Raw genomic sequence first — 16903 nt, 5'->3', positions numbered from 1 at the left:
AACTTGCGGCGGTGTTGGGAAAGCGGGTAGGGCTAGTAGAGACCCGCACCCGACACGGCCGGCTTTGGAGGCGCCGCACACCGCAGTGCACGAATTGGCTTCGGCAGCCTTATGCCGAGAACGATGGAGGACATCATGTCACCCCGGCTCGACGCATCGCATACCCAGATGGCGACGTCGGCATCCCCAGCGGAGCACCTGGATCCCATCGAGTTCCACGACGTACGCGCCGAGCGGGCCGATCAGGCCGACGCACTGGCCGGACTCCCGGACATCCCCCCGTACGACGAAGTGGCCCCCGACGACGCCCGGGCCTTGTCCAAGGCCCTCTTCGAGCGGCTGGAGTCCCTCGAGGAAGGCACCCACGCCTACTCGTACGTCCGCAACACGCTCGTCGAGCTGAACCTCGCGCTCGTCAAGTTCGCCGCCTCCCGCTTCCGCTCCCGCAGCGAGCCGATGGAGGACATCATCCAGGTCGGCACCATCGGCCTGATCAAGGCGATCGACCGGTTCGAACTGTCCCGGGGCGTGGAGTTCCCGACGTTCGCGATGCCCACCATCATCGGGGAGATCAAGCGCTTCTTCCGCGACACCTCGTGGTCCGTGCGCGTCCCGCGCCGGCTCCAGGAACTGCGCCTCGACCTCGCCAAGGCCGGTGACGAACTGGCCCAGCGGCTCGATCGCGCCCCGACGGTCGCCGAACTCGCCGAGCACCTCGGCCTGTCCAACGACGAGGTGGTGGAAGGCATGGCCGCCTCGAACGCCTACACCGCGTCGTCGCTGGACGCCCAGCCCGAGGAGGACGACTCCGAGGGCGCCCTCGCGGACCGCATCGGCTACGAGGACCACGGGCTCGAAGGCATCGAGTACGTCGAGGCGTTGAAGCCGCTGATCGCCCAACTGCCCTCCCGGGACCGGAAGATCCTGTCCCTGCGGTTCGTGGCCAATATGACCCAGTCGGAGATCGGCGAGGAACTCGGCATCTCGCAGATGCACGTCTCCCGGCTGCTCTCCCGGACGCTCGGACAACTGCGCAAGGGCCTGACACTCGAAGAGTGACGGCGTGACGAGGTGAAGGGGGACGTTTCCGTCCGGTGCCGTCGGTGGCGCCGGGCGGACCGCCGCCCCCAGCGCCTCGGCACGTCCGGGGCACGTGCGGGGCACGTGCGGGGCATCGCCGAGAAGCCCGCCGCCGTGGCGCCGTTACCCCGGAAAACCCTGAGCAACCTCTTTCCCCCGGGGCCCGCTTCCCCCACTATGGGTCAACCCCATACCGGCCGGTACGTCCGGAGTCCGGCCGTGCCACCGGGGTGCGAGGAGGGCTGGTCAATGGCTCGGGCCGACGGGAGCGACGACGGCGTCGAGACCGGGGACACGGGCGGCGGACCGCACGCGGACGCCTCCGACGCACGGCTCACCGAACTGCTGCGCGCCGACACCGCGACCGTCTGTCCGGCGCTGCGCGAACTGCGCGCCCGCCACCTGCCCCGGGTCCTCGCCCACGCCCGGCACTGCACCGCCGGCGAGCCGGCGGCCCGCCGGCTCGCGGCGCAGGCCTTCACCCTCGCCGCCCGCGCGACGGCGCGCGGTGCGGAGCCGGGCGTACCGGTCCGGCTGCGCCTGCTACTGCTCACCGCCCGGCTGACCGCCGCCTGGGCGCGCGACGAGCGGTCCGGCGGCGTGGACGCCGGGCTGTTGCTGGTCCTGAACACGGCCGGCCCCGAGGGCTCCGTACCGCCCCTGCTCGCCGCCTTCCGGTCGCTGCCGACCCGCGTCCAGGGCCTGGTCTGGTACGGGATCGTGGAGCAGGAACCCGAGGAGCGGACCGCCGGGTTCCTCGGTCTCACCCGCCAGGACGTGGTGCACGACACCCCGCAGGCGCTCAAGGCATTGGCCCAGGCCTGTCTGAGGGCACGTCTGGCCGCGTCGGACGACCCGCGCTGCGGCGACTTCCGCCGGCTCATCGAGGAGGCGGTACGACCGGACCACCCCCGCGCGAGCCTGGACCTGCACACCCACATGGCGCGCTGCGACCACTGCTCCGCCGCTTTCGAGGAGCAGTCCGCCCTGCGCGACCACCCACGCACCACGCTGGCCGAGGGCCTGCTGCCCTGGGGTGGCGCCGCCTACGTCGCACAGCGTCCGGCCGATCCGCCGCCGGGGGCCCGGGCGCGGCCCTCCGCCTGGCCGCCCTCCCGCCGCTACGCGCTGGCCTCGGCGGCGCTCGGCATGGCCCTCACGCCGCTGCTGCTGTTCCTGCTCACCTCGAACGACGGCACACCGCACCAGCGGGCGGCGGGCGCGGTGCCCGTGCCCACGCCGCCGGTGCGGGTCACGGTGACGGCCACGGTGTCGGCGCCCCCGCCCGCGCCCTCCCCGTCAGCGACCTCCCGGCCGCCCTCCCGGCATCCGGCCCCCGAACCGACGCCGCGCCACTCCCGGACGGCGCACCCGAAGCCGCCGCCCGGCCCGTCGCCCTCGCCGGTGCATCCGCCCGGCCCGGCCTACGCGCAGGTGGTGAACGCCGCCTCGGGCCTCTGCCTGGACGTGGCCGGCGACTTCGGCAACGGCACGGACGTCGTCACCGCTCCGTGCGGGTCCGCGTCCAGCCAGCGCTGGCGGTTCGACGCCTCACGCCAGGTGCTCCAGTCGGCGGCGGACCCCGAATTCTGCCTGGACAGCCGCGGCTCGGTGGACAACGGCGTCGGCATCTGGAAGTGCTCGTCGGTCGACGGCAGGAACGGGCGCAATCTGCGCTTCACCGTCGACCCGGACGGCGTGATCGTCCCGGCCATCGCCGCCGGGGCCGCCCTCACCCCGCACCCGGACGGCTACGTCTCCCTCGACCCGCGCGGCGGAGGTACGGCGCAGAAGTGGCGGGCGGGCAGCGCCTGACGGGCCCCGGACCCGGACGGGAATCCGGACGGGAATCCGGACGGCCGGCGGGGCGCCTTCCGTCGGCCGCCCGCGGCCCGGTCCGCCGGACAGGCCCTGCTCAGACCTCGCGTACGCCGCGCCGCCAGACCTGGGTGACCAGCGGAACGCCCGGCCGGTAGGCCAGGTGGACGTGGCTGGGCGCGTCCAGGACGGCGAGGTCGGCGCGGGCGCCCGGGGACAGACGGCCGACATCGTCGCGGCGCAGGGCCCTCGCACCGCCCGCCGTCGCCGCCCAGACCGCCTCGTCCGGGGTCATGCCCATGTCCCGTACGGCGAGCGCGACGCAGAAGGGCACCGAGGAGGTGAAGGACGAGCCGGGGTTGCAGTCGGTGGACAGGGCCACCGTGACACCCGCGTCGAGGAGGCGGCGGGCGTCGGGCCACTGGGCGCGGGTGGAGAACTCGGCGCCGGGCAGGAGCGTGGCGACCGTGTTCCCGTTCGCCAGCGCGTCCACGTCCGCGTCGGTCAGGTGGGTGCAGTGGTCGGCGCTGGCCGCGTCCAGTTCGACGGCGAGCTGGACGCCGGGGCCGTAGGTGAGCTGGTTGGCGTGGATGCGCGGGAGCAGGCCCTTGGCCTTGCCCGCGGTGAGGATCGCGCGGGCCTGGTCGCCGTCGAAGGCGCCCTTCTCGCAGAAGACGTCGACCCAGCGGGCGTGCGGGGCGCAGGCGTCCAGCATCTCCCCGGTGACCAGGGCGACGTACGCCGCGGGGTCCTCGGCGTAGTCCGGGGAGACGATGTGGGCGCCGAGGTAGGTGACCTCGTCGGTGTGCGCGGCGGCGATGCGCAGGGCGCGGGCCTCGTCGGCGACGGTGAGGCCGTAGCCGGACTTGGTCTCGAACGTGGTCGTGCCCTGGCGCAGGGCCTCGGCGAGGTAGTGGGTGAGGTTGGCCTCCAGCTCCGCGTCGGTGGCGGCGCGGGTGGCGGCGACCGTGGTGCGGATGCCGCCCGCGCTGTAGGCCCGGCCGGACATGCGGGCGTTGAACTCCTCGGTGCGGTCGCCCGCGAAGACCAGGTGGGAGTGGGAGTCGACGAAGCCGGGGATCACCGCCCGGCCGCCGGCGTCGACCCGGTTGTCAGTGGCGGGTGCTTTGCTGGATTCACCGGTCCACGCGACGCGGTCGCCCTCGATGACGACGGCCGCGTCCCGGATCAGTCCGAGGGGGGATCCGTCACCGAGGGAGGGGTCGTTGGTGACCAGCGTGGCGATGTTGGTGATGGCGGTGCTGCTCATGGTGTCCTCAGGGGTGACGGGGAAATTCAGCCGCGCAGTGCCTGGACGGCGCCTGCCAGCGCCGACGGCACGTCCGGTACGAGGGTGTGGGCGCCGTCCCGCACGATGTGCCGACCGGCCACGACCGTATGGCGTACGTCCGCGGCGGTCGCCGCGAATACGGCCGTCTCGGCGCCGAGCCTGGGCAGCGTCCCCGCTGTCCTGACCGAGTCCAGCGCGATCGTCGTGAAGTCGGCGCGGGCGCCGGGGGTGAGGCTGCCGGCGTCGGACCAGCCGAGGGCGGCGTGTCCGTCGGCGGTGGCGGCCCGCAGCAGGGCCGCGGCCGTCCAGTGGCCGCGGGTGCGGGTGCGCAGCCGCTCGTTCAGCTCCATCGCGCGGGCCTCTTCGAGCAGGTCGACGACGGCGTGGCTGTCGGAGCCCAGGGAGAGCGGGGAGCCGGCGCGCTGGAGGGCGACGGCGGGCCCGATGCCGTCGGCCAGGTCCCGCTCGGTGGTCGGACACATGCAGGTGCCGGTGCCGGATCCGCCGAGCAGGGCGATGTCCTCGTCGGTCAGGTGGGTGTTGTGCACGCCGGTCGTGCGCGGGCCGAGGACGCCGTGGTCGGCCAGCAGCCGGGCCGGGGTGCAGCCGTGGGCGGCCTGGCAGGCGTCGTTCTCGGCGGTCTGCTCCGACAGGTGCACATGGAGCGGGGCCCGCCGCTCCTCGGCCCACCGCGCCACCGTCGCCAGTTCCCGCGCGGGCACGGCCCGTACGGAGTGCACGGCGGCACCGATCCGCGCGTGATCCCGTTCCTTGAGAACTGAACAGCGTTCGGCCCAGGCCTCGGCCGTCCCGTCGGAGAAGCGGAGCTGGTGGGTGTCGGGCGGCTGACCGAATCCGGCGGCCAGGTAGCAGGTGTCGAGGAGGGTGATGCGGATTCCGGCTTCGGCAGCGGCCTCGATCAGGGCCTCGCCCATCGCGTTCGGGTCGGCGTACCGGGCGCCTCCCGGAGCGTGGTGGACGTAGTGGAACTCGCCGACGGCGGTGATGCCGGCCAGCGCCATCTCGGCGTACACCGCGCGGGCCAGCGCGTGGTACGTCTCGGGGGTGAGCCGGTCGGCGGTGGCGTACATGACCTCGCGCCAGGTCCAGAACGTCCCGGAGCCGACCTGGACGGTGCCGCGCAGAGCCCGGTGGAAGGCGTGGCTGTGCGCGTTGGCGAGTCCCGGGATCGTGAGTCCCCGCAGCACCTCGGCTCCCATGGGCGGGACGGGCACGCCGGTGCGGACGGCCGCGATGCGGCCGCCGCGCACGTCGAGCGCCACGCCCGGCTCGATGGGGGTCCCCCCTGCTCGAGCGCCGTCGAGAGCTTGGGGAAGGGTGCCGTGCCAGGCCTGCTCCAGCCAGTACGTCCGCGTCTGCTCGGTGGGGGTCACGTGCAGGCCAGCCCTTCCAGTACGTCGGCGAGCGCGCGCACCCCGGCCACACAGTCGTCCTCGGCCGCGAACTCGGCCGGGGAGTGCGAGACACCGGTGGGGTTGCGCACGAACAGCATGGCGGTCGGGACGCTCCCGGACAGGATTCCGGCGTCGTGTCCGGCACCCGTGCCGAGCACCGGCACCTTCAGGTCGGTGTCCGTGCCCAGGAGACGGGCGAGCTCGTCGCGCAGGGTGTGGTCGAACTCGACGACGGGCGTGAAGGACTCGCGGACCACGTCCAGGTCGACGCCGTGCGCCGCGGCGTACTCGCGGGCCGCCTTCTCGACACCGGTGACCACGGTGTCCAGGGTCGCCTGGTCGGCGGCGCGGGAGTCGAGCCAGCCGCGCACCAGGGACGGGATCGCGTTGACGCCGTTCGGCTCGACGGCGATCTTGCCGAAGGTGGCGACGGCACCGGCGAGCGTCGCCTCGTGCCGGGCGGCGAGCACGGTCTCGGCGTACGACAGCATCGGGTCGCGCCGGTCGACGAGCCGGGTGGTGCCCGCGTGGTTGGCCTCGCCCCGGAAGTCGAACCGCCACCGCCCGTGCGGCCAGATGGCGCTGGCCACGCCGACGGGGTCGCCGGTCAGGTCGAGGGCGCGTCCCTGCTCGACGTGCAGTTCGACGAAGGCGCCGATGCGCGCGAGCCGCTCCGGGTCGGGGCCGATGGCGTCGGGGTCGTACCCGGCGGCCTCCATGGCCCTGGCCAGCGTGACTCCGTCGGCGTCGGTGAGCCGGTGCGCCTGCTCGACGGTGAGCTGCCCGGCGGTCAGCCGCGAGCCGGTGCAGGCCAGCCCGAACCGGGCGCCCTCCTCGTCACCGAAGTTGACGACGGCCAGCGGCTTGGTGAACCGCGCGTTCCGGCCGCGCAGTTCGTCGAGGGCGGCGAAGGAGGACACGACGCCCAGGGGCCCGTCGAAGGCCCCGCCGTCGGGCACGGAGTCGAGGTGCGACCCGGTGACCACGGCGTCCCCGGCCGCGGGGTCCCCGAGCCAGGCCCACTGGTTGCCGTTGCGGTCGACCTCGTAGGCCAGCCCGCGGTCCTCGGCCTGCCGCCGGAACCAGGCCCGGCACTCGGCGTCGGCCGCGGTCCAGGCGAATCGCCGGTAGCCACCGGACTCGGGGTGGCGCCCGACGGGGAGCAGCTCCCGCCACATCGTGTGGAAGGAGTCGCCCACGGCGGGCGTCGGGGTCCGCGTCGCGGCCGGGCGGACCTCGCTCGAATCGGCCGGATGCCGCGTCACGCCTCCTCACCCTCGCGCATGGGCACGCGCACCCCGCGTTCGCCGGCCACCGACTCCGCGATGTCGTACCCGGCGTCCACGTGCCGGATCACGCCCATGCCGGGGTCGTTGGTGAGCACCCGCCGGATCTTCTCCCCGGCGAGCGCGGTGCCGTCGGCGACCGTCACCTGGCCGGCGTGGATGGACCGTCCCATGCCGACGCCGCCACCGTGGTGGATCGACACCCAGGACGCGCCCGACGCCACGTTCACCATCGCGTTCAGCAGCGGCCAGTCGGCGATCGCGTCGGAGCCGTCGAGCATGGCCTCGGTCTCCCGGTACGGGGAGGCGACGGAGCCGCAGTCGAGGTGGTCGCGGCCGATCACGATCGGCGCCTGGAGCTCACCGCTCGCGACCATGTCGTTGAACCGCTCGCCCGCCTTGTCGCGCTCGCCGTAGCCGAGCCAGCAGATGCGAGCGGGCAGGCCCTGGAAGTGGACGCGCTCGCCGGCCAGCTTGATCCAGCGCGCCAGGGACTCGTTCTCGGGGAACAGGTCCAGGATCGCCTTGTCGGTCTTGGCGATGTCGGACGCCTCACCCGACAGCGCGGCCCAGCGGAACGGGCCCTTGCCCTCGCAGAACAGCGGCCGGATGTAGGCGGGGACGAACCCGGGGAAGGCGAACGCCCGCTCGTACCCGGCGAGCTGGGCCTCGCCGCGGATCGAGTTGCCGTAGTCGAAGACCTCGGCGCCGGCGTCCATGAAGCCGACCATGGCCTCGACGTGCCGGGCCATGGCCTCGCGGGCCCGGGTGGTGAAGCCGGCCGGGTCCTTGGCGGCGGCGTCGGCCATGTCCTCGAAGTCGACGCCCAGCGGGAGGTAGGCCAGCGGGTCGTGGGCGGAGGTCTGGTCGGTGACGATGTCGATGGGCGCGCTCATCGCGAGCAGCTGCGGGACGAGCTCGGCCGCGTTGCCCAGGACGCCGATGGACAGGGCCTTGCGCTGGTCGCGCGCCTCCACGGCCAGTTGGAGGGCCTGCTCCAGGGAGTCGGCCTTCACGTCGAGGTAGCGGTGCTCGATGCGCCGCTCGATGGCGCGCGGGTCGCAGTCGATGCAGATGGCCACGCCGTCGTTCATGGTGACGGCGAGGGGCTGGGCGCCGCCCATGCCGCCGAGGCCGGCGGTCAGGGTGATCGTCCCGGCGAGCGTGCCGCCGAACTTCTTCGCGGCGACGGCGGCGAAGGTCTCGTAGGTGCCCTGGAGGATGCCCTGGGTGCCGATGTAGATCCAGGAGCCGGCGGTCATCTGGCCGTACATCGTCAGGCCGAGGGCCTCCAGGCGGCGGAACTCCTCCCAGTTGGCCCAGTCGCCGACGAGGTTGGAGTTGGCCAGCAGCACGCGCGGGGCCCACTCGTGGGTCTGCATGACGCCGACCGGGCGGCCGGACTGGACGAGCATGGTCTCGTCGGCCTTGAGGGTCCTCAGCGTGCGGACCATGGCGTCGAAGGAGCGCCAGTCGCGGGCCGCCTTGCCGGTGCCGCCGTAGACGACGAGCTTGTCGGGGTGCTCGGCGACCTCGGGGTCGAGGTTGTTCTGGAGCATCCGCAGGGCGGCTTCCTGCTGCCATCCCAGGGCGCTCAGTTCCGTACCGCGCGGCGCTCGTACGGGGCGGGGTCCTGACATGGTCTGCCTCCTGGTGGGTGCTCCCGGCGGATTATTTCTGCGACTATTCACATCCTGGCGCGATGAATAGAGCTAGTCAATACGCGTGCACGGGCCGGGCCGCACGACCGGCTCATGTTTGGCCCGCTCCAGGTCAGGAAGGCAGGACCTGGAGACACTCCGACGAGACCGGGGGCGCGGCATGGACGACGGCATGGGCCAGAACCACGGCGACAGGATCGGCGAGGCGGACCGCGGGCGGGCGGTACGACGGGACGAGGCGGTGCGGGCCGCGGTGGCGCAGGGGCTGCTCGGCCTCGGCTCCCCCATCGTGGGCCTGCTCGACGTCACCGGCATCCGGGAGTCCGCGACGGCGCTCCGGGCGGCGTTCGAGGCGGTGCTGGCGCCGGGGACTCCGGTGCTGCACGCCTTCGCCGTCAAGGCGACCCCGCTCGTGCCCGTCCTGCGGCTGCTGCACGAGGAGGGCATCGGCGCCGAGGTGGCGAGCCCGGGGGAACTGGCGCTGGCGCGGGCGGCCGGGGTGCCGCCCGCCCGTACCGTGCTGGACTCACCCGCCAAGACGCCTGCCGAACTGCGCGAGGCGCTGGAACTCGGTATCGCCGTCAACGCGGACAACCCGCAGGAGCTGGGACGCATCGACGCCCTCGTGGGCTCCACCACCCCTCGCTCACCGCTCGGGATACGGGTGAATCCGCAGGTCGGCGGAGGTGCCATCGAGGCGCTGTCGACGGCCACGGCGACCTCGAAGTTCGGCGTGGCGCTACGTGACGAGGGCGCCCGCGAGTGGGTCGTGCGGGCGTATCTGGACCGTCCGTGGCTGACCCGGCTGCACGCCCACACCGGGTCCCAGGGCATCCCGCTCTCCCTGATGGCGCAGGGCGTGGCACGGACGTACGAACTCGCCGAGGAGATCAACGCGCGCGCGGGGCGGCGGCAGATCGACACCCTCGACATCGGCGGCGGGCTGCCGGTGAACTTCGGCTCCGAGGCGACCGCGCCGACCTACGCGCGGTACGCGCGGCTGCTGCGCGAGGTGATGCCGGGGCTGTGCGAGGGGCGGTACGGGCTGGTGACCGAGTTCGGGCGGTCGCTGCTGGCCAAGCAGGGCACGCTGGTGGCCCGGGTGGAGTACACCAAGAGCGCCGGGGGACGGCCGGTGGCCGTGACCCACGCGGGCGTGCAGGTCGCGACGCGCACGGTCTACGTGCCGGAGGCCTGGCCGCTGCGCCTGGCCGCGTACGACGCGAAGGGGCGGCCCAAGCCGGGACCCGAGGTGGTGCAGGACGTGGCCGGGCCCGCCTGCTTCGCGGGCGACCTGCTCGCCGAGGCCCGCGCGCTCGCCCCGCTCGAACCGGGCGACCACGTGGCGGCGCTGGACACCGGGGCCTACTACTTCGCCCACCACTACGCCTACAACTCCCTGCCCCGGCCCGGGGTTTACGGCTACGTCCCGGACGGCCGCGGGGGTGTCGCCTTCGCGGTCGTGCGCGAGCCGCAGCCGGTCGAGGAGATCGTGGCCGAGTCAGGAGGGGCGCACGCCTCGGCGCTCACCACCCTGCGCGCACCCGAGCGCTCCTGAGGCGCGCCGAAGGCACGGCGAGACCCGCCTGAAACCCGGTTCAGTCGACCCACACTAGCCCCTCGGTCGCATGTTCCACCGGAAAATGCCGTAACCCTCACCACCGGCGTACACCGTGCGTAACGTCGGCATCACTCAGCCGAACCCCCGGTGGGAGAGGAACAACGGTGCCCGGAATCGACGAGTGCCTACTGGACGCCATGCGGCTGCCCGGTGCCAGAGGCGCCGCGCTGGTCGACTGGACGAGCGGACTTGCCCTGGGCACCGTCGGGGAGTCCCCGGGCGGCGACCACGAGACCACCGCGGCGGAGGCCGCCGAACTGGCCCGGCTGGCGGCCGAGCACGGCGCCTTCGCCGCCGCCGAGGACCCCGACGGCGAGCGCCCCCCGGTGGAGGACCTGATCGTCAGCAACCGCGACAGCTACCACCTGCTGCGGTTCGTGGACACGTCCTTCGACAGCAGCGTGTTCCTGCACCTGTGGCTGACCCGCGCCGAGGGCAACCTCGCCCTGGCCCGCATACGCCTGGGAGAGATGGCCGAGCGGCTGGTGCTGGGATGACCGTGGTCGACACCCCGCCCCCACCCCAGCTGCCGCTGCGCAGCAAGCCGGCCGCCGAGGACACGGCCTGGGGCGACCTCTCGCCGATGCTGACCCGGCTCGCCGCCGAGCAGGCCACCGGCGTCCTGGTCCGCGAACACGGCACGCTCCACCTCGCCGAGGGCCGTGTGGTGCACGCCGAGAGCCCCCTGAGCCCCGGCCTGGACCTGCTGCTCACCGCCCACGGCACGTTGACGGCCGAGGCGTGGCGGGACGCGGTCACCCGCGCCGACGACCGGCGCGGCGCCGCACGCCTGCTGCTGGACGGCGGCCATCTGACCGAGGGAGCCCTGGAGTTGTGCCACCTGGGCGCACTCCACGACGCCGCCTACTTCGCGCTCGCCCCGAGCAGCACCCCGGGCCGGTTCCGCTACGGCATCGCCCACCCGCTCGGCCCCGTCCTGCCGGTCCCGGTGGCCGCCCTGGAGCGCGGGATCCTGCGCCGCCGCGAGCTGCTGCACCGCGTCTGGCCCGACGCCGCGCCCGACAGCGCCCCGCTGGTGCGGACACACGCCGCCGCGGCACCGAAGCTGACGCCCCGCCAGCGGAAGCTCCTGGAGCGGGTCGACGGCACCCGCACGGCCACCGACCTGGCCCGGGAGCTGGGCCGGCAGGCGTTCCACACCCTGGTGGACGTACGGCGTCTGGCGGCCGCGGGGCTCGTCGCGCCGGTCGTCGCGCCACGGGACGCGCCCGTACCGGACGGCGCCGGACAGACCCCCGCGCTCGCCGACCGGCTGGCGTACACCACCGACCCCCACATCACGCTGCTGAAGAGGCTCAGGGATGCGCTGGAGGCCCTTTGAGAGGAGACACCGGATGGCAGCAGCCGAGCCCGAGATCCTGGACGAGCTACGCCGGCTCAGAGCCCGGGTACCCCAGCTCACCGGCGCCCTCGCCGCCAGTGTCGACGGCCTCGTACTGGCCCACGACACCCCCGGTGTGGAGCCGGAGAGCGTGGCGGCACTCACCGCGACCGCGCTCGGCGTCGCCGTGCGCATGTCGGACATGACCGGCCAGGGCGATCTGCGCGAACTGCTCGTGCGGGGCGTCCACGGCTATGTCGCGACCTACGCGGCGGGCCGCACCGCGGTGCTGACCCTGCTCGCCCAGGACCGCGTCAACGTCGGCCGCCTCCATCTGGAGGGCCGCCGTGCGGGCGCCCGCATCGGGGAGCTGGTCGACGCCGAGGCGGCCGACGCTTCCGGCAAGGCGCCCGCGAAAGCCGCGAAACCGGCCACCAGGACCGGCACCGCACGGACCAGAACCACCCGCGCGCCACGCACCACTGCCACCAACGCGCGCACTACCACTGATAGTTGACAGAACAAGGAGACCCGGCCATGGCCAACACCGAGACCTGCCTGAAGGAAGCGCTCGCCTCCATCGAGGGAGCGACAGGCGTCGCGCTCGTCGACTACACCAGCGGCATGGCGCTGGGCACGATGGGCGGCAGCAAGAGTTTCGACCTGAACGTCGCCGCCGCGGGCAACACGGATGTCGTGCGGGCCAAGATGCGCACCATGGAGCACCTCGGCCTCAAGGCGCAGATCGAGGACATCCTGATCACCCTGAGCGACCAGTACCACCTGATCCGCCTGATCAGCGGGCGCGGTGGGAACGGCCTGTTCCTCTACCTCGTCCTCGACGCCAAGCGGGCCAACCTGGCGATGGCCCGCCACCAGCTCAGGAGGATCGAGGAGGACCTGGAGGTCTGACCCGGGCCCGCCGGGACAGGCCCCTGGACCTTTCCTAGTGCTGTGGCCGGAAAGGTTTTGCGGGAAGCTCGCGGCGTCCGGTGCGGTACATCGCAAGGCGGAGCATTGCCCGCGTACTGGATGTACTCGGGTGATGCGACAACGCGGCGTGGGGGTACCCCCGGCCGAAGGCTGGGGGAGTGCCGTGCCGGGCGTCGCGAGCCGGTGAACCTTTCCGGTCACAGCACTAGCCGAGCGCCGCGGTGCGGCGGCGTGCTCCGCCCGGGGCCGCGTCGCCCGCCGCGAGGCCGGTAGCGCGGTAGCCCCGCACCGACTTGCCCGCGGGATGCCCGCCCCGCTTGCCCAGCCAGTCGACGCGCACCCACAGCAGTGTGTCCTCGGCCCGCTCCAGCCGCCCGAGCCAGGCGGCCTTGAGCCACAGCCCCACTCCGGCGCCGGCCAGCAGCAGGCCGCCGGTCGCGGGCAGGACGAAGGAGCCGCCCAGCGCGGCCAGGAAGGCCGGGGCGAGCCACCAGCGGTGCCCCCGGCGCCAGACACGGACGCTCACCGCCCGGTCCTGGAGCACGTCGTGGCGTCCGGCCCGGGCGGCGCCCCGGGCCAGGGCCCGGTAACGCCGGCGCCGGGCGCAGGCCACGACGGCCGCCGTCACCAGGAACAGCGCGGCCCCCGCCAGGACCCCGATCCGGCGCCCGGTCAGCCCCGGCACCAGCACGCCGATCCCCGCCGCGAACACCCCGAGCCACCACAGCGGCGCGGCTCCGGCCCGCACCACGACGGCCACCCGGGCCAGGCCCTGACCTCCCCGACCTGTGCGACCAGCGCGCGCCATGCCCTGCCTCCTCGTCGTCCCGGCACCCTCGTTCGGGCGGGCAGGCTAACGAGCGTGAGTGAGACGAGTCTGAGAGCACCCGGCCCCGGGCGTCACGCCACGAGGCGTCACTCCACGAACAGCCCCCGTGCCGCCGCCTTCTGGTCGAACTCCTCCAGGCGGGCCTGCGCGTCGGGCAGGTCGTCGCACATCGCCTCCAGGAGCACCCGGCCGAGCAGCATCGGCGCGCACGCGGTGTCGAAGGCGAGCCCGGTACCGACGGCGGCGGGCAGCAGCAGGTCGGAGTGCTTCGCGACCGGCGCGAAGGCCGAGTCCGCGACCGTGACGACGGTCAGCCCCGCGTCCTTGGCGTAGGCGAGGGTGTCCACGACCTCGCGCGGGTGGCGCGGCAGCGCGAAGCACAGCAGCGCCGAGGCGCCCGCCCGTACGGCGCCGTCGATGCGGTCCTGGATCATCGTGCCGCCCTCGTCGAGCAGCCGTACGTCCGGGTGGACCTTGCCGGCGAAGTACGCGAAGCCGTAGGCCTGGGCGGCCGCGGCCCGCAGGCCGAGCACCGGCAGCGGACGGGAGGCGGCGAGCACCTGTCCCGCCCTGCGCACCGGCCGCGGATCGGCCAGCGCCTGAGCGAGGTGCCTCAGGTTCTCGATCTCGGCCTCGACCGCCTGCTGGTACTCGTTGTACGAGGCCGGCCGGGCCGCCGGCTCGGCGGGCGCGACCTCGCGCAGGTGCCGGCGCAGCGCCGGGTAGCCGTCGAAGCCCAGGGCGACCGCGAAGCGGGTCACCGACGGCTGGCTGACCCCGGCCAGTTCGGCCAGCTCGACGCTGGACAGGAAGGGCACGTCGGCGGCCCGCCGCACCATGCTGTGCGCGATGCGCCGCTGGGTCGGTGTGAGCCGGTGCCCCTCGAAGAGCGCCTGCAGCCGCGCGGCAGGGCTGTCGGTCACGCTCATGACGTGCTCCCCCTCCAGATGTCGTCGACGCCCCGGGAGGGTATCTCCTCGACCAGTTTCTATTCAGACACCAAGAACTCTGCATGAAGTCATACAGTCAGGGCAAGGGATTGACCAAGTGTCATTAAACCCGCCCAAACACACACAGAACGCGACAATCGACGTGCTTAGTGTGAGCGGGCCCCGTCGGTGTCGCCGGCCGCAGCCCCGGCGACACCGACGGCGGCCCGCCCCCGCACCGACAGGGGGGCTAGCCCCAGTGCGGCGGGCAACCCGGCTCCCTAGCCTGGTCCGTATGACCGGAATGGACGCGCGGGACACGGACCTGAAGAAGGACCTCAACGCCTCCCTGCAAGCCCGCAGGGAGCTGGGCGAGGAGTACGAGTCCGCGCTGGTCGACTCGTTCCTGGAGAAGGTCGACCAGCGCATCGACGGGGCCGTCGAACGCAGGATGCGCCGGCAGTTCGCCGAGCAGCAGATGACGGTGGCGCGGGGCTCCCGCTCGCCGAGGGCCACCGACTCCTGGGGCGAGCGCTTCGGCTTCGGCATCGTCTCGCTGGTACTGGCCGTGCCGCTGTCCGCCATCGGCGGCGGCGTCGCGCACCTGCCCGGCCTCATCGTCGCCTGGTTCGGGATCGTGGGCGTCAACGCCGTCCAGGCCGCGCGCACCAACCCGGGCCTGTTCACCGGCCGCCGCCGCGACCGCGGCGAGGACGACACCTGGAAGGACTGAGCGGCCGGAAGGACTGAACGGCCGGAAGGACCGAGCGGCCGGAAGGACCGAGCGGCCGCGCCGGCCCGGCAGGAGCCGGCGGCGGCGCCCCCGGCACGACCGCGCGCGGGGCACGGCGTATGCGCGGGGACCGCCGCACCCCCGTCACCGGGGGGCGGGACGACGGCGGTCCCCGCGAGGGACGCGGGCCGGGTCAGGACCGGGCCTTCGCGTCCGTGGCGTCCATGGAGGTCCGGGAGCCGCTCCGGAGGTCCGCGACGCCGCACGGCGCCGGCCGGGGCGGACGGCCTCCCCCGGCGCTCCGCGCCCGGGAGGCGATCCCCCGCCCCTTCCGACGTCCACCAATGTGCCGGACGCGTGTTAAGCGCGTGCTGCGTGCACGTGACACGCTCGTACCGTTTCCACGACTGCCTCTCAGCCGCGGGCCACCGCACGTTCCCCGCCGGCACGCCGGCCGCGGCGGCGACGTGTCAGTGCTTTTCGCCCTTGGCCAGGAAGGAGAGCAGGTCCTGACGGCTGACGACCCCGGTCGGCTTGCCCTCCACCAGCACGATCGCCGCGTCCGCCGTGCCCAGCACCGACATCAGGTCGGCGACCGGCTCGCCGGAGCCGACCTGGGGCAGCGGGGCCGACATGTGCTTCTCCAGCGGGTCCTCCAGCGCGGCCCGCTTGGTGAACAGCGCGTCCAGCAGCTCCCGCTCGACCACCGAGCCGACCACTTCGGCCGCCATGACGTCCGGGTGGCCGGCGCCCGGCTTCACGATCGGCATCTGGGAGACGCCGTACTCACGCAGCACCTCGATGGCCTCGCCGACGGTCTCGTCCGGGTGCATGTGGACCAGGGAGGGGATGGAGCCGCCCGCCTTGTCGTTCAGCACGTCGCCGACGCGGGCGCTCGGGCCCTCGTCGTCCAGGAAGCCGTAGTCGGCCATCCACTCGTCGTTGAAGATCTTCGACAGGTACCCGCGCCCGCTGTCCGGCAGCAGGACCACCACGACGTCGTCCGGGCCGAGCCGCTCGGCCACCCGCAGCGCCGCGACGACGGCCATGCCGCAGGAGCCGCCGACCAGCAGGCCCTCCTCCTTGGCGAGGCGGCGGGTCATCTGGAAGGAGTCCTTGTCGGAGACGGCGACGATCTCGTCGGCCACGCTCCGGTCGTAGGCGGTCGGCCAGAAGTCCTCACCGACGCCCTCGACGAGGTAGGGCCGCCCGGAGCCGCCGGAGTACACCGAGCCCTCCGGGTCGGCACCGATGACCTGGACCTTGCCGTCGCTGGCGTCCTTCAGGTAGCGGCCGGTGCCGGAGATGGTGCCGCCGGTGCCGACACCGGCCACGAAGTGTGTGATCCGCCCCTCGGTCTGCTCCCACAGCTCGGGACCGGTGGAGTGGTAGTGCGACAGCGGGTTGTTCGGGTTCGAGTACTGGTCGGGCTTCCAGGCTCCGGGGGTCTCACGGACCAGCCGGTCGGAGACGTTGTAGTAGGAGTCGGGGTGCTCCGGCGCGACGGCCGTCGGGCACACGACCACTTCGGCGCCGTACGCGCGCAGCACGTTGATCTTGTCCGTGGAGACCTTGTCCGGGCACACGAAGATGCACTTGTAGCCCTTCTGCTGGGCCACGATGGCCAGTCCCACACCGGTGTTCCCACTGGTCGGCTCGACGATGGTGCCACCGGGCTTGAGCTCCCCGCTCTGCTCGGCCGCCTCGATCATGCGCAGGGCGATGCGGTCCTTCACGGAGCCGCCGGGGTTGAAGTACTCGACCTTCGCCAGGACGGTCGCCTTGATCCCCTTGGTGACGCTGTTGAGCCGCACCAGCGGGGTGTTGCCGACGAGGCTGATCATCGAGTCGTGGAATTGCACCGTTGTCTCCGGTTGCTGCAAAAGATGTGGTCGTGGTGTGCCGCCAGCCTAAGGCCAGGGGGGACCACCCGGGGTGGACGTTCACTCCCCGTCGAGATTGGAC

Annotated in this window: 15 protein-coding genes; 8 read left to right on the top strand and 7 right to left on the bottom strand. The window is 73.3% G+C overall.

Annotated features, from left to right (window positions below):
* Positions 1-123: 123 nt before the first annotated feature.
* Both TNCT6_RS18615 and TNCT6_RS18610 read left to right on the top strand, forming a co-directional pair.
* Complete coding sequence (locus tag TNCT6_RS18615) at positions 124-1059, top strand: RNA polymerase sigma factor SigF (protein WP_172632949.1); 936 nt, start codon at positions 124-126, stop codon at positions 1057-1059.
* A gap of 270 nt (positions 1060-1329) precedes the next feature.
* Positions 1330-2895, top strand: coding sequence for an RICIN domain-containing protein (locus tag TNCT6_RS18610; RefSeq protein ID WP_141360432.1), 1566 nt, complete (start codon positions 1330-1332; stop codon positions 2893-2895).
* A gap of 100 nt (positions 2896-2995) precedes the next feature.
* Here TNCT6_RS18610 and hutI read toward each other — a convergent pair whose 3' ends face one another.
* The 4 genes from hutI to hutU form a co-directional block, all read right to left on the bottom strand.
* Positions 2996-4168, bottom strand: coding sequence for an imidazolonepropionase (gene hutI, locus TNCT6_RS18605; RefSeq protein ID WP_141360431.1), 1173 nt, complete (start codon positions 4166-4168; stop codon positions 2996-2998).
* A 26-nt stretch (positions 4169-4194) separates the two neighbouring features.
* Entirely contained in the window at positions 4195-5583 is a 1389-nt protein-coding gene (locus TNCT6_RS18600; protein ID WP_141360430.1) for a formimidoylglutamate deiminase, read from the bottom strand.
* On the bottom strand, positions 5580-6782 hold the full coding sequence (locus tag TNCT6_RS18595) for an allantoate amidohydrolase (protein WP_216372852.1): 1203 nt from the start codon (positions 6780-6782) through the stop codon (positions 5580-5582). The genes TNCT6_RS18600 and TNCT6_RS18595 overlap by 4 nt, the downstream gene beginning before the upstream one ends.
* 83 nt (positions 6783-6865) lie before the next feature.
* On the bottom strand, positions 6866-8530 hold the full coding sequence (gene hutU / locus TNCT6_RS18590; RefSeq protein WP_141360428.1) for a urocanate hydratase: 1665 nt from the start codon (positions 8528-8530) through the stop codon (positions 6866-6868).
* A gap of 181 nt (positions 8531-8711) precedes the next feature.
* On the opposite strand from hutU, the gene TNCT6_RS18585 reads away from it, so the two are divergent.
* The 5 genes from TNCT6_RS18585 to TNCT6_RS18565 all read left to right on the top strand — a co-directional run bounded on the left by TNCT6_RS18585 (position 8712) and on the right by TNCT6_RS18565 (position 12426).
* Positions 8712-10109, top strand: a complete 1398-nt coding sequence (locus TNCT6_RS18585; RefSeq protein WP_141360427.1) for a diaminopimelate decarboxylase — start codon at positions 8712-8714, stop codon at positions 10107-10109.
* A 167-nt stretch (positions 10110-10276) separates the two neighbouring features.
* A complete protein-coding gene (locus tag TNCT6_RS18580) occupies positions 10277-10669 on the top strand; it encodes a hypothetical protein (RefSeq protein WP_141360426.1) in 393 nt (130 codons plus the stop codon).
* A complete protein-coding gene (locus tag TNCT6_RS18575; protein WP_141360425.1) occupies positions 10666-11514 on the top strand; it encodes a transcriptional regulator in 849 nt (282 codons plus the stop codon). Before TNCT6_RS18580 ends, TNCT6_RS18575 begins: the two co-directional genes overlap by 4 nt.
* 13 nt (positions 11515-11527) lie before the next feature.
* On the top strand, positions 11528-12031 hold the full coding sequence (locus TNCT6_RS18570) for a roadblock/LC7 domain-containing protein (protein ID WP_141360424.1): 504 nt from the start codon (positions 11528-11530) through the stop codon (positions 12029-12031).
* 20 nt (positions 12032-12051) lie between these two features.
* Complete coding sequence (locus tag TNCT6_RS18565) at positions 12052-12426, top strand: hypothetical protein (RefSeq protein ID WP_141360423.1); 375 nt, start codon at positions 12052-12054, stop codon at positions 12424-12426.
* Between the two features lie 226 nt (positions 12427-12652).
* On the opposite strand, the gene TNCT6_RS18560 is transcribed toward TNCT6_RS18565, so the two are convergent.
* Together TNCT6_RS18560 and TNCT6_RS18555 are read right to left on the bottom strand one after the other, a co-directional pair.
* Entirely contained in the window at positions 12653-13255 is a 603-nt protein-coding gene (locus TNCT6_RS18560; protein WP_141360422.1) for a hypothetical protein, read from the bottom strand.
* A gap of 107 nt (positions 13256-13362) precedes the next feature.
* Positions 13363-14205, bottom strand: coding sequence for a MurR/RpiR family transcriptional regulator (locus tag TNCT6_RS18555; RefSeq protein WP_141360421.1), 843 nt, complete (start codon positions 14203-14205; stop codon positions 13363-13365).
* Positions 14206-14500: 295 nt separating this feature from the next.
* Between TNCT6_RS18555 and TNCT6_RS18550 the strand changes: the two genes are divergently transcribed.
* On the top strand, positions 14501-14938 hold the full coding sequence (locus TNCT6_RS18550) for a hypothetical protein (RefSeq protein WP_225074834.1): 438 nt from the start codon (positions 14501-14503) through the stop codon (positions 14936-14938).
* Positions 14939-15408: 470 nt separating this feature from the next.
* Here the strand turns inward: TNCT6_RS18550 and TNCT6_RS18545 are convergent, their stop codons facing one another.
* Positions 15409-16800 carry a cystathionine beta-synthase gene (locus TNCT6_RS18545; RefSeq protein ID WP_141360419.1) on the bottom strand — a complete coding sequence of 464 codons (1392 nt, stop codon included), beginning with the start codon at positions 16798-16800 and terminating at the stop codon, positions 15409-15411.
* Positions 16801-16903 lie beyond the last annotated feature (103 nt).

The organism is Streptomyces sp. 6-11-2 (assembly GCF_006540305.1).
Taxonomy (GTDB): Bacteria; Actinomycetota; Actinomycetes; order Streptomycetales; family Streptomycetaceae; genus Streptomyces.
This window is presented reverse-complemented; position numbering and strand designations above follow the sequence as displayed.